This window comes from Mesorhizobium sp. FG116 (genome assembly GCF_057809835.1).
On the sequence record NZ_JBMDKS010000027.1, the window covers coordinates 33,277 to 45,109 of the forward strand.

Below are 11,833 nucleotides of genomic sequence, written 5' to 3' on the forward strand. Positions count from 1 at the left end.
CGCAATGCGCCGATCACAGGCGACGTGGTCCAGTACGTATGATCTGCAGAGGGGTCAGATCGGTGGGTGCAGGAGGATGGCTCGGATAATCGTCGTGACACCAGACGTTGCTTTCATGCACTCGCTTACTTTCGTTCTTGAAAGCGGGGGCGTCGGTGTCTTGTCCTACGACACTCTCGATTCAGCCTTCGGGTCGGCGCAAGTTCGTCATGTGAGTTGCGCGGTTGTCGACGACGACGCCATCCATGACTGGCAATACGCAGAGGAATTGTTCAGAAGCTTCTATTATCCCGTAATTCTGCTTATGGGCCAATATTGCCCGCCACTGGATGTGCCGTTTGCGAGATGCCTGGCAAAACCGTTTCTCGGTGAACCGCTCCTCGAGGCTGTTCAAGACGCGATGACCGGTAAACTCTGATCCCGGTACGTAGAATCCCCTAAGGACACAACCGAATTTCGATCAATCGAAATTGGGTGGATGGTTTCTCGATCGGTATCGAGGGATGATCCATGACGAACTTCGAGCAAACGCACTATTCCAATCAGCTTGGCAGCATCCTGCTCAAGCACGAAACACCCAACACGCCGTTGGCAAGCTGTCAGCCCGTCACATTCTTCCCGGCGGGCTCGGAAATTTACGCCCAGGGCGAGAAGTGCGGTAAACTGTATCAGGTTGAGTTCGGCGCCGTTCGTATTTGTCGCCTTTTGTCGGACGGCCGACGTCAGATTTCGGCATTTCACCTGGCCGGCGAGGTGTTCGGGTTCGAGGTCGACAAGAGCCATCACTTCTTCGCCGAGGCAATCTGCGGCACCGGCATTCGCGTCCTCCGTCCTTCGGCTCCCCTTATCGTGGCAGAACTTCTGCCGATGGCGCTTCAAAGCCTCGTGCGGGCCCAGGAGCAGCTTCTGGTGCTTGGCCGCCAGAATGCCGTAGAACGCGTCGCCGCATTCTTTCTCGAGATTTCGGAGCGTCAAGGCGGACTGCGTCAGGTTGAGTTTCCGATGTCACGACTGGATATTGCGGATTATCTCGGCCTTACAATCGAAACCGTCTCGCGGGTCTTTTCCAAACTCAAAAGCATGGGGATCATCCGGCTGCCAAGTCTGAGATGCGTGGAAATCGTCAAGTTGCGGACGCTTCAGGACATGGCTGCATGACCATTCTGCATCAGCGGGCGCAGATAGGCTCTGCCGGACATCCGGGAATCCTCAGGTAAATGCATGTGGTATCCAGTAGCGACCGCTCCCTTTAATCGCGATCTCGAATTGGCGGTTCGGGACCGGGAAGGCACCCATGCGCTGGTGTTTCCCTGTCGACGTATTCTAACCGGATGTATTGCCTCAAGGACGCGCGAAAGACTTGACGTTTCTTCCACGCATTGGCGTGCGTGGAAGGATATCGACCCGGAAAATGAGGTGAGCTAGCAGGCGATCCCAAGAGGCGAGGCGCTTCGACATTTCCGGCAACGCCAGGGTGGACTTCGACCTGTTGCCGGGCGACCGGTTTCGGTCGAAGCCGCTTGATTAAGGCTCATCATGAGTCGACATGAGAAAATCCGGGCCTTTGATCAGGATCAACGCGACGGCTCGGTAAAGTTGCCCTTCTTTATCTACCTGCCGCTACCTCGGTTGGAACGACCGGACGAGCGGCAAATCGAGCCCACCGAGGAGCCGCAGCCGTGACCACAACGACGATCCTGAATTTTTCGCAGGCAGCACAACAGGCGCAACACTGGGTCAATGAAGTCGCCAGCGAGTTGAACTGGGACGTCCCGCGCGCCTATCGACTGCTAAGGGCTGTCTTGCACACGCTCAGGGACTGGTTGCCGCCGGAAGAAATGAGCGATCTGGCGGCGCAATTGCCTGTCGTGGTCCGTGGCGTCTTCTTCGAAGGCTGGCGTCCCCTCGACGGCCTTGGCCACAGCCGTCGCAAGGGCGATTTTATCATAGCCGTGAGAAGGGAATTCGGCTTCGAGGCGGAGGTTGATTTCGATCGTGCCATCGGAGCGGTTTTTCATCTCCTTGATAGCCACATCTCTGCGGGTGAGATCGTTCAGGTCCGCAACTCCATGAGAAAGGCGCTCCGGCAGCTTTGGCCGGCGGACTGAACCATGTTTTCTGATCGACAAGAAGCAGGACGAATGCTCGCGAACGAACTCGCCGGACTATCGCTTCACGCACCTGTTATCCTTGCCCTGCCGCGTGGGGGCGTACCCGTAGCTGCCGAGATAGCAAAAATGCTGAAAGCGCCTCTCGACCTGATCATCGTTCGCAAGGTGGGCGCTCCGGGCAATCCTGAACTTGCGGTCGCGGCGATAGTCGACGGCGATCCGCCGGAGGTTGTCCTCAACCGCGAAATCGTGGAAACCTACAATCTCGACGACGCGGCCCTAGCTACGCTGGTGAAACGTGAGCGACCGGAACTCCAGCGTCGCCGGACCCTCTATCGGGGCAGTCGGTCGCCGCTTTCGATCACCGGCAAAACCGCGGTACTCGTTGACGATGGCGCGGCAACCGGCACCACGATGAAGGTGGCTATACGCGCCCTCAAAAGGCGCTCGCCGCTGGCGATCGTCGTAGCCCTGCCCGTTGCTCCGCCTGAGACAGTAGCCGAACTCAGCCATGAGGCGAATCGTGTCGTGTGCCTGGCGCAGCCGCTGCATTTTCGGGCACTTAGCTACTACTATCGCAATTTCGAACAGCTCGATGACAACGACGTCCTCGTCGCATTGGAGCACAGCCAGGCGGGCAGGGACATCGCGACGAACAAAAGCCGGAAAGCGGCAACAGGAAGTTCCGTCACGGGCCACGTTAAAAAGAAGCGATAGAAAGGAGGCGCCCATGTTGATCAGGACCATGACGACCCTTGAATGCACGAAGCTGCTCGATGCCAACCGGTTGTGCAGGATCGCTTGCGCCAAAGACAATCAACCGTATGTCGTGCCCGCCTATTTCGCTCATGCTGAGAACCACCTCTTCATGTTCTCCATGCTCGGCAAGAAGATCGAATTCATGCGGACTAATCCGCGCGTGTCGGTACTTGTCGACGAGCACGGCGAACACCGGCAGTGGAAGAGCGTCATTGTCGATGGCAGATATGAAGAACTGCCCGATGAGATAGGCCACAAGCGCGACAGGGACCGTGCCTGGTCGATATTGAGCAAGTACAACGACTGGTGGGAGCCGGGCGCGCTGAAGCCGCTTCTGCCGCCGATCTCAAACGAAATGTCGCATGTGTTTTTCCGTGTCTCGATCGAACAGATTTCCGGGCGTGAGGCGAAGGAGTAGCCGCGCAGCGCATAAAGTGGGGCGTTTCGGGAAAAGAGGGCGACCTGCTGACCATGGCCCGCCACGTGTCGGCAGTTATCTCCGAATGACTTGTCAACGCGCCAGTAAAACCGGGATTGGAGGGTTTGCCAGCATGGAGCGGGTCACGCCGCCGAAGATGCGCTCGCGCAGTCGGGAGTGGCCGTACGCGCCCATGACCAACATCTGCGCGTCCATGTCGATGGCGTGCCGGCGAAGGACATCCGCTACGGAATGAGTTTCGCTCGGAAGGCGGTCGACCGTGACCTTGGCGCCATGGCGCGCGAGAAAGGTCGCCACATCGGCGCCCGGCTCCTCGCCATGGGAACGTTCTCCTTCGACGGGATCGACGATGGCCAGATGCACTTCGTCCGCTGCGGCGAGCAATTCCAGGGCTTCCCGAACGGCCCGCGTGGCCTCGATCCTCGTGTCCCACGCGACCAGGACCCGTTTGGGTTCGAGTGTAGGCCGAACGCCTTCAGGGATAAGCAAGAGCGGCTTTCCGGACCAGAACAATGCGCCTTCGATGACCTTTTCCTTCAGCGTTTCGGTTTTCAGCAATTCCGGTCCGGCGAGCGTCAGGTCGGCATAGCGGGCCCGTCGTCCAACCATCTCGTCGGCCCATCCAGCCTCCGGATACTCGCTGACGACGTTACCCGAAACGGCGCAGGTAGCCACGAACGTCGATATCTCTTGCTTGCGGGCCTCCAATTGCTTGAGGTCTGCCTCCCGCTCCTGCAGCCAGCTCTCCGATACGACGGCGGCATACTCACCGATCGGCGGCGGAGCGGCCAAAGCCATGACCAGAACCGATAGGTGCGCTTCGGCTTGTTCGCAAAGATCTGCCGCCAGCTTGAGATCTCCTTCGCAAGAGCTCTCTGGCCCAGCGACTGTAAGGATTGTCTTGAACATCACGACTGCGATCCTCGCCATGTGGAAAGTTGCGTAGAAGGAATACTCATTCTCGAGGCCGCAATCATTGCGATGAATCAAATCGGACATCCGTTCGCGATTGATCCCGATCAAGGAAAGCTGGGCGTCCATCGGGGAATCTGCATGTTCGTCGTTTGCCGCCCTCAAGAGGAACGTGACATGAAACTTCAGGCTTTACTTCCGCTCGTGACGTATCCTGGTCCGGTTTCGCCACATGTCGGCTCGAATGCCACGATCGTTTCGGCGCAACTCGACGCGGAACTGCATGCCCTTGCGGTGAACGCCAAGATACCGCCCGTGTCGAATGCGCTTTCCACTTTCTTTTTGAACACGCCGGAACTGATCAGGCGGGCGAATGCGCGCAGCCGCAAGTACGGCGAGGACATTCTTCGCGTTGTGACGGACCAGGCCAAGCTGGCGAACGTCAAGCTTGTCACCGATCGAGCGGCAACGTCGCTTCCCCTGCTGGCCGATCTTGCGGCGAATCGGGCACGTTATTTCGACTTTGTCCTGATCGGTTGGGAGGCCGCGAACGAAAGCACGCACACGCTGGCCGAGGATGTGATCTTCGGCTCCGGCCGCCCGGCCATCCTGCTCCCCGAACTGGTGAAGCCGGCTGCTTTCGATCACGTGGCGATCGCATGGGATGGAAGCCGCGTCGCTGCAAGAGCTGTCGCTGACTCGACGCCGCTGTTGCGGAAGGCGTCGAGGATCACGGTTTTGACGGTGACCGACGAAAAGGACCTGCCGGAAGACGATCCCGGCGCCCGGCTCGCCAGCGGATTGCAGGCGCGAGGTCTTTCCGCCGATGCTCATGCCGTGCTGAGTGGTGGCGGCGACATTGCGGTAACCTTGCAGGAAAACGCCATCCAATTGGGTGCGGCCTTGCTGGTGATGGGCGGCTACGGCCATATGCGGCTACGCGAATTCATCCTCGGTGGCGCGACCGACGGGGTTCTGCGCGACCTGCGCATGCCGATCCTGATATCGCATTGATCCGCCGTCGCCGTTGATGACGAATGAGAAAGCCCGAACCGGTTTCAACGTAGTCCTGCTGGTCATCGCCCTGGCCGGCCTCACGGTGGGACAGGGCCTGAGATTGGCCGGAAAACCTGATTTCGCCCGGACAGCATGGATGGCGGGCGTTGTTCCTGTTCTCGTCGCGCTTGTCATGGAGATCGCCCGCAGCCTGTGGCGGGGCGAGGTCGGCCTTGACGTCGTGGCGGCGCTGTCCCTATCGGCGGCGCTTGCTTTCGGTGAAACGCTCGCGGCGGCCGTCGTTGCGTTGATGTATTCCGGCGGGGTTTTTCTGGAGAGCTTCGCCGAGGTACGTGCCAGGCACGAAATGCACGACCTTCTCTCGCGTGTTCCACGGACCGCGACCCGGCATCGCGACGGCGGGCTGGACGAAATTCCTCTTGATGAAATCGAACCCGGCGACCTTCTCCTGATCCGGCGGGGAGACGTTGCTCCGGCCGACGCGGCGGTGATCCTGAACGCGCTGCGGGCGCTGCGGATTTCGCCGGATTGGCCGCAGCGGATAACCGACCCGCCGCAGGCGGTGGCGATTTGAGCGTGTCTCTCCATCTTGCCGGAAGGGAGCCTCGGCGATGAAACTTCACCCAGCTTTCTTTCCGAGCGCGTGCATGGCGGAAATCCACTTCCTGCGCTTGACCTCGCTTGCACCTTCCACCATCCCGAACAAGGTTTCCCGGACCGGACTGATGCCGACGAAGTTCAGGATGTTGCGGCGCAGTCCCGCGATGCCGTGGCCAAGATACCAGAAGCGATAGAACGAGGCCGGCATTCCCATGGTTACCACCACGCGCGCCGAGCGGCCCTTGAGCAGCGTCTTGGCGAAGCCACTTTTGCCCGCTTCGGGATAAGCGAACGCGACACCCGGCCGCATCACTTGCTCCAGAAAGGCTTTCAACAAAGCGGGCATGGTGCCAAGCCAAAGCGGAAAGACGAAGACGAGATGCTCGGCATCCTTCAGCGCCTGAGCGGCATCCTCCAGCGTGATGGGCAGGGGTCGATCCGCGAATTCCGCCATGGTGCGAAGGATCGGGAAATCGAGCGTCGCGATGTCGATGAGCCGGACTTCATGACGGGCCGAGCGTGCGCCATCGGCATAGGCTTCGGCAAGCGCCCGGCACAGGCGCCTGGGGTTGCTGTCAGGATGGCCGACGATGATCAGTATGCGGCGCGGCATGGCGGCTCTCCGGATAATCGAGCTAGGTTACGCAGCCCACGAACCGACGCCTTGATCGCAATCAAGGCAGGTGCCGCTTGGAGCGCCGCCGTTCGCGCGAGAAGAACCAGCTCTTGATCGCCTCGGACGCTGCCAGATAAGCCAGCGTGATCACGACCAGACCTGCCATTATCTGCACCGGCAGCGGCACAAATCCGAACCGCGCCGCACCCGGCAGATAAGGAATTGCGATCGCCAGCACGGCGATTGCCAGCGTCAACCACGAAAGCAGCGCGCTGGGGCGGCTTTTCCAGAATGCTTTACGGGTGCGCACGATCAGCACGATGGCCAGTTCGGTGATGAGCGATTCGACGAACCAGGCCGTCTGGAATATTTGCGCGGTTGCACCGGCGATGAGGATGAGGAAGCCGAATGTGACGAAATCGAAAACCGAGCTGGCGAGGCCGAAGGCGACCATGAAGCGGCGTACATAGCCGATGTCCCAGCGTCGCGGCGTGTGCACCTGATCCGCATCGACATTGTCGGAGGCGATCGCCAGCGACGGTACATCGGAGAGGAAATTGTTCAGCAGGATCTGCGGTGCGAGCAGCGGCAGGTAGGGCAGGGCCAGCGAGGCGAATGCCATGGAGACCATGTTGCCGAAATTGGCGCTGGTGGTAATGGCGATGTACTTCATGGTGTTGGCGAAGGTGCGTCGGCCGTCGTCGATGCCGCGCAACAGGACGCCGAGGTCGCGCTGGAGCAGGATCATGTCCGCGGCCTCGCGCGCGACATCTACGGCGCCGTCGACGGAAATGCCGATGTCGGCCTCGTGGAGCGCCGGGGCGTCGTTGATGCCGTCACCGAGATAGCCGACGACATGGCCGCGCCGCCTGAGCGCGGCGATGATGCGCTCCTTCTGGTTGGGGTCGATTTCGGCGAAGATGTCGGTGCGCGCGGCGCGGGCAAACAGCGCTTCCTTGGTGAGCTTCGCCAGTTCGGCTCCGGTGAGGATATGGCGATGCGGCAGGCCTATGATCTGCGCCAGATGCGCTGCGACATAGCGGTTGTCACCGGAGATCACCTTCACCTTGACACCGCGCGCCGCAAGCGCCTTCAGCGTCTCGGCCATGCCGGGCTTCGGCGGATCCTGGAATAGAAGGAAGCCGGCGAAGGCAAGCTCGGCTTCGTCCTCGCGGCAGTAGCTCACACGCGACGGAAAGCCTCGCGTCGCAAGGCCCACCACGCGGAAGCCCTGCATGCACCAGCCTTGCACCTTCTCGTCGATCGCCTTCGCCTGTCGTTCGTCCAGCGAACAGGCCTCGACGATATTCTGGACGGCGCCCTTGCAGATCAGCAGATCCTCACCGGCGTCCTTCTGCCGCACGATCACCGACAGCCGCTTGCGGATGAAATCGTACGGAATCTCGTCGACCTTAATATAGGCGGCGAGATTGTCGTCCGCGTTCCTGCTGGCCGCGATCCCCTCGTCCAGCGGATTTGCCATGCCAGATTGCAGCGTCGCATTGAGCAACGCCCACAGCCGCACCTGCGGTGAATCCGCTCCATCGGCATCTAGGCAACCGTCGAGGCGGATCGTTCCCTCGGTCAGCGTTCCGGTCTTGTCGGTGCACAGAAGGTCCATGCTACCAAGGTTTTCGATGGCCTCGAGCCGGCGCACGATGACGCCGCTGCTCGCCATGGTCCGCGCGCCGCGCGCCAGCGTGACGCTGATGATGGCCGGCAGCAGTTCCGGGGTCAGGCCGACGGCGAGCGCCAGCGAAAACAAGAGGGAATCGACGGCCGGGCGATGCAGCAAAAGGTTGGCGAAGAAGACGAGAATGACGATAACCAGCATGATCTCGGTCATCAGGTAGCCGAAGCGGCGGATGCCCCTGGCGAAGTCCGTCTCCGGTACGGCGCGCGCGATGGCGCCGGCAATGGCCGCGAACTCCGTCCGCTCGCCTGTGCGCACGGCAAGCATCGTGGCGGTGCCGCTGCGTACGGATGTCCCCGTGAAGACAGCATTGCTGCGCTGGCCGATCTGGGCATCCGGTGCCGAGCGGCCGGGTTCCTTCACCACCGGAAAGGTCTCACCGGTGAGCGCTGCCTCGCTGACGTTGAAATCGCGCGTCTCCAGAAGCACGCCGTCTGCCGGGATGAGGTTGCCGGCCGAAAGCCGGATGACATCGCCCCGCACGATGTCGCCGACGGCGGTGGATGTCTCCTGGCCGTCGCGCAACACGGAAGCCTTGCGGGCAATGCGCGCCGTCAGCGCCTCCATCGCCCTGGAGGCACCATATTCCTGCGTGAATGAGAGCACGCAGCTTGCCATCACGATGATACCGATGATGATCGCCTCGCTACCTTCGCCGACGAAGGCGGAGACGCTCGCCGCGAAGATGAGGATCAGCACTAGCGGGCTACGGAACTGCCGCGCGAAGGCGGCGAGTGCAGAGGCGCGCCCCGTTGGACTGACCGCGTTCGGGCCGGATTCACGGAGCCTGCTTTGAGCTTCTTCGAAAGAAAGGCCCGAGGGGCTAGAGCGTAAACTGGTCAGCAGCGTTTGCGCCGGCACCGACCAGTACGCCTCGACCGTCGACATCTCATTGTGGTCCACGAAAGGCTACTCCGCGGCAACGCTATCGTCCGGGCCGCTAATCGCGAACGGTGCTACCCGCCGCACTGGACAGGATATAGCGTGTTTCTGTCAGCTCGCCATGAAGCGGTTTCGGCCCGTTTCGTCGAGGAGCGAGCGGGTTACGCCGCCGAACGCCCATTCCCGTAAGCGGCTGTGGCCATACGCGCCTGAAACGATCAGGTCGGCGCCGCTCTCGTCCAGTGCCTGGAACAATTCAAGATGTTCATCGGAGCCTTCAACTGGTTTCGACCGGGCTTCGATGCCATGTCCCCCCAGAAAGGCCATGACATCTGCGAGGCTTTGGCGGATCCGTTGATCGACTTCGCTGGCGACCGTCACAACTGTCACGGTCTCGGCCGATTTCAATAGCGGCAGTGAATCGGCGAGGGCACGACGGGCCTCGCGCGTATCCTTCCAGGCGACAGCGATGTTCCTCGCCTGCACCTGTTCGGTTTCGCGAGCGATAACGAGCACGGGCCGTCCGGCTTGAAGAGCGATGCTTGCGGGATCCGCCTGGCGGTAAGCGTCGCCTGTTGCCGCGCCTTCAACCGCGCCCATCACGATCAGGTCAGCCGCTCGCGCGGCTTCTGCCAAAGCACGCGTCGGATTGTCGAGGGCCTCACGCCATTCGGCCACAACCTTGCCAGCGACCAGTTCGACAAACCTTTCGTGTAGAGCCTTGACACGGGTCTGTATATCATCGCGCATCCGCATCCATGTTTCAGCGGCCAGGCCTACGCTTTCCGGTCCGGCAAAGGGAAGCGGTGCGTCGGCAGCACAAAGGCCGATCAGCCTCGCCTGGAAGCGTCCTGCGAGGTCGGAGGCTGCCTTCACGACGGGAGCGATAGGCCCGTCTATGTCGAGGTTCACGATTATGGTTTTATAGCTCATTGGCTCGCCTTCTGCTGTCACCGCACTCGTGATTTCACAATAGAAGAAAATCTATGGTCCGCCTGGGATACTACCTTGACGCCGATCAAGAACGGCGATGTCTTTCGCCGGGGCGTTAAACGAATTGGACGAGGGGAACTACCGAACCACCAGAACTCGAACCTCGGTTTTGGTCGTAACGAATGATTGGACTGTCGATCCCGCCGGCGGATTCCTTGTCCGCGTATTCCCGCTCCAAAAATTCAACGACTTTAACCCAGTTGCCGCCGCAGTGAGCGCCGCTGCCAGCGTCAGCCCGTTTTCGACACCTTCGGGTCGAATTCAGGGCCATCGGTCCCAACAAGCCCATTCTTGCCCCTGCGCGTGACCTTTTGGCTGTACCCAAGCAACGATTATTCGGCGATCAGGGCTTTTCCACCCGAGAGACCTGATAGGTGTGCATCTTTTCCTTGCTTCCGATTGACACATATTCCCCGGTTACAAAACGCTCTTCTGCCAGGCGAAAACCGATCTCGTCATCGTCCTCGCCTTCCGCGTAGTCAAAATACCATTGGCCACCCGGCTTGCGCCGCAGGCGTCCGATTCCGACTTCAGCGTCGCCGGCGAAACGTCTGACCCGGCAAGCCGCCTGGTTGGCCTTCCACATCACCGGATCAAGCCTGCCGCTCTCGTCCAGCGGGACGAGGAGATCGTAGCCTTCGTTTCGTTCTCCTTGAGGATGTTCCCGCTCGCGGGCAAGCAGAAGCCTGACATGGCGAAAATTCGGTGGAAGGTCTTTTGCCAGCATGGTGATTTTCCCTTTCTGCATCCAGGATGCATGGCGATACGCGTCGCCGCTTTGATCGACGTCAAGTAAGAAGAGTGCGGGACTTGATGTGGGTTCCTCGCTGACCGGCGACGATTTCGGTAGCGTCTTCCAGGCGGCCGATCGCGGCCGGCTTTCCGGCCTCGACGGCGAACGCGACGGCTGCCTCGACCTTCGGTCCCATCGATCCGGCGGCAAACACCGTGGCGGAGAGGTCGCCCGCCTGAACCCAGCCGAGGGGACGGGCCTGCGGTGTCCCCCAGTCCAAATACACGGCATCGACGTCCGTCAGCATAAGCAGCATGTCCGCGCCGAGTTGTCGTGCCAGCAGGGAGGAGGCAAGATCCTTGTCGATGACGGCTTCGATACCGATGACGCCGCCGCTATCGAGGCTGATGACGGGGATACCGTCGCCGCCTGCGCAGATGACAATGACACCACGCTCGACAAGGAACGCTAGCACTTCGGCTTCCAGGATTTCCAGCGGCTTCGGTGATGGCACTACACGGCGCCATTTGTCGTTGTCGGGCGCGACCGTCCAGCCGCGCTCGGCAGCGAACCGTCGTGCCGTGGCTTCATCGTAGACCGGACCGATCGGTTTGGTCGGCGTGGCGAAGGCGGGATCGTGCGGATCAACCCGTACTTGCGTCAGGAGCGAGAGGCAGCATCGCGGAACCTGACAACGTAAGCAGCATACCACGGGATTTGCCATTGAGCATCGTGCTGGACGCCTGCCCGAACTTGCGGGAGGCCGCCCAAGCAGGCGAAATCCGCCATTGGTGCGATTTTCTGGCGGCCGTGGAACTGGTCCGAACCATGCTGGGCCTCAGTCCAAGCGCTTGGCAGGAGGCCGCGAGGTCATGGGGGAGGGTCAGACGGCAATTGCACTTGCGGCGATCTATCAGCAGTCCGACCGGATCAACAGCGCTGGCGGGTATCTGCGCAGCCTGACCGACAAGGCCCGAGAAGGGAAATTCTTCACCTGGCCAATGATTCATGGCCCTGTTACGCGCTAGGCCGGGCGAGGAGAAGCAACGCCAAACATCGGAAAGCGCGACATCTGAGG

The 11,833-nt window shown here is 60.8% G+C and carries 13 protein-coding genes and 1 pseudogene; 8 read left to right on the forward strand and 6 right to left on the reverse strand.

The window, feature by feature from the left end; genetic code table 11:
- Positions 1-94 precede the first annotated feature (94 nt).
- The 5 genes from ACODTY_RS18860 to ACODTY_RS18880 all read left to right on the forward strand — a co-directional run bounded on the left by ACODTY_RS18860 (position 95) and on the right by ACODTY_RS18880 (position 3,288).
- Positions 95-418: a response regulator transcription factor gene (locus ACODTY_RS18860; RefSeq protein ID WP_488995743.1), complete on the forward strand. Its 324-nt coding sequence runs from the start codon at positions 95-97 to the stop codon at positions 416-418.
- Between the two features lie 92 nt (positions 419-510).
- The gene (locus tag ACODTY_RS18865; protein WP_488995744.1) at positions 511-1,158 is read left to right on the forward strand and encodes a helix-turn-helix domain-containing protein; all 648 of its coding nucleotides are present in this window, start codon (positions 511-513) and stop codon (positions 1,156-1,158) included.
- A 521-nt stretch (positions 1,159-1,679) separates the two neighbouring features.
- Positions 1,680-2,108, forward strand: coding sequence for a DUF2267 domain-containing protein (locus tag ACODTY_RS18870; protein WP_488995745.1), 429 nt, complete (start codon positions 1,680-1,682; stop codon positions 2,106-2,108).
- A 33-nt stretch (positions 2,109-2,141) separates the two neighbouring features.
- Complete coding sequence (locus ACODTY_RS18875; RefSeq protein ID WP_488995746.1) at positions 2,142-2,828, forward strand: phosphoribosyltransferase; 687 nt, start codon at positions 2,142-2,144, stop codon at positions 2,826-2,828.
- Between the two features lie 13 nt (positions 2,829-2,841).
- Positions 2,842-3,288 carry a pyridoxamine 5'-phosphate oxidase family protein gene (locus ACODTY_RS18880; protein ID WP_488995747.1) on the forward strand — a complete coding sequence of 149 codons (447 nt, stop codon included), beginning with the start codon at positions 2,842-2,844 and terminating at the stop codon, positions 3,286-3,288.
- Between the two features lie 93 nt (positions 3,289-3,381).
- Here ACODTY_RS18880 and ACODTY_RS18885 read toward each other — a convergent pair whose 3' ends face one another.
- On the reverse strand, positions 3,382-4,221 hold the full coding sequence (locus ACODTY_RS18885) for a universal stress protein (protein ID WP_488995783.1): 840 nt from the start codon (positions 4,219-4,221) through the stop codon (positions 3,382-3,384).
- A gap of 177 nt (positions 4,222-4,398) precedes the next feature.
- On the opposite strand from ACODTY_RS18885, the gene ACODTY_RS18890 reads away from it, so the two are divergent.
- Together ACODTY_RS18890 and ACODTY_RS18895 are read left to right on the forward strand one after the other, a co-directional pair.
- A complete protein-coding gene (locus ACODTY_RS18890; RefSeq protein ID WP_488995748.1) occupies positions 4,399-5,235 on the forward strand; it encodes a universal stress protein in 837 nt (278 codons plus the stop codon).
- A 139-nt stretch (positions 5,236-5,374) separates the two neighbouring features.
- Entirely contained in the window at positions 5,375-5,812 is a 438-nt protein-coding gene (locus ACODTY_RS18895; protein ID WP_488995749.1) for a P-type ATPase actuator domain-containing protein, read from the forward strand.
- Between the two features lie 45 nt (positions 5,813-5,857).
- Here ACODTY_RS18895 and ACODTY_RS18900 read toward each other — a convergent pair whose 3' ends face one another.
- The 5 genes from ACODTY_RS18900 to ACODTY_RS18920 form a co-directional block, all read right to left on the reverse strand.
- On the reverse strand, positions 5,858-6,451 hold the full coding sequence (locus ACODTY_RS18900) for an NAD(P)H-dependent oxidoreductase (RefSeq protein ID WP_488995750.1): 594 nt from the start codon (positions 6,449-6,451) through the stop codon (positions 5,858-5,860).
- 61 nt (positions 6,452-6,512) lie between these two features.
- The gene (gene mgtA, locus ACODTY_RS18905) at positions 6,513-9,035 is read right to left on the reverse strand and encodes a magnesium-translocating P-type ATPase (RefSeq protein ID WP_488995784.1); all 2,523 of its coding nucleotides are present in this window, start codon (positions 9,033-9,035) and stop codon (positions 6,513-6,515) included.
- 105 nt (positions 9,036-9,140) lie between these two features.
- Positions 9,141-9,962, reverse strand: coding sequence for a universal stress protein (locus ACODTY_RS18910; RefSeq protein ID WP_488995751.1), 822 nt, complete (start codon positions 9,960-9,962; stop codon positions 9,141-9,143).
- Between the two features lie 403 nt (positions 9,963-10,365).
- A complete protein-coding gene (locus ACODTY_RS18915; RefSeq protein WP_488995752.1) occupies positions 10,366-10,749 on the reverse strand; it encodes a hypothetical protein in 384 nt (127 codons plus the stop codon).
- Between the two features lie 61 nt (positions 10,750-10,810).
- Complete coding sequence (locus ACODTY_RS18920) at positions 10,811-11,479, reverse strand: amino acid kinase family protein (RefSeq protein WP_488995753.1); 669 nt, start codon at positions 11,477-11,479, stop codon at positions 10,811-10,813.
- Positions 11,480-11,487: 8 nt separating this feature from the next.
- On the opposite strand from ACODTY_RS18920, the pseudogene repC reads away from it, so the two are divergent.
- Positions 11,488-11,783, forward strand: a pseudogene (repC, locus tag ACODTY_RS18925) (replication initiation protein RepC).
- The last annotated feature ends 50 nt before the right edge of the window (positions 11,784-11,833 follow it).

Bases quoted from the DNA above. Each gene is read 5' to 3' on its own strand.
- ACODTY_RS18865 (WP_488995744.1), top strand. From the start codon at position 511: ATGACGAACTTCGAGCAAACGCACTATTCCAATCAGCTTGGCAGCATC.
- ACODTY_RS18875 (WP_488995746.1), top strand. From the start codon at position 2,142: ATGCTCGCGAACGAACTCGCCGGACTATCGCTTCACGCACCTGTTATC.
- ACODTY_RS18880 (WP_488995747.1), top strand. From the start codon at position 2,842: ATGTTGATCAGGACCATGACGACCCTTGAATGCACGAAGCTGCTCGAT.
- ACODTY_RS18890 (WP_488995748.1), top strand. From the start codon at position 4,399: ATGAAACTTCAGGCTTTACTTCCGCTCGTGACGTATCCTGGTCCGGTT.
- ACODTY_RS18895 (WP_488995749.1), top strand. From the start codon at position 5,375: ATGGCGGGCGTTGTTCCTGTTCTCGTCGCGCTTGTCATGGAGATCGCC.
- ACODTY_RS18900 (WP_488995750.1), bottom strand. From the start codon at position 6,451: ATGCCGCGCCGCATACTGATCATCGTCGGCCATCCTGACAGCAACCCC.
- mgtA (WP_488995784.1), bottom strand. From the start codon at position 9,035: ATGTCGACGGTCGAGGCGTACTGGTCGGTGCCGGCGCAAACGCTGCTG.
- ACODTY_RS18910 (WP_488995751.1), bottom strand. From the start codon at position 9,962: ATGAGCTATAAAACCATAATCGTGAACCTCGACATAGACGGGCCTATC.
- ACODTY_RS18915 (WP_488995752.1), bottom strand. From the start codon at position 10,749: ATGCTGGCAAAAGACCTTCCACCGAATTTTCGCCATGTCAGGCTTCTG.
- ACODTY_RS18920 (WP_488995753.1), bottom strand. From the start codon at position 11,479: ATGGCAAATCCCGTGGTATGCTGCTTACGTTGTCAGGTTCCGCGATGC.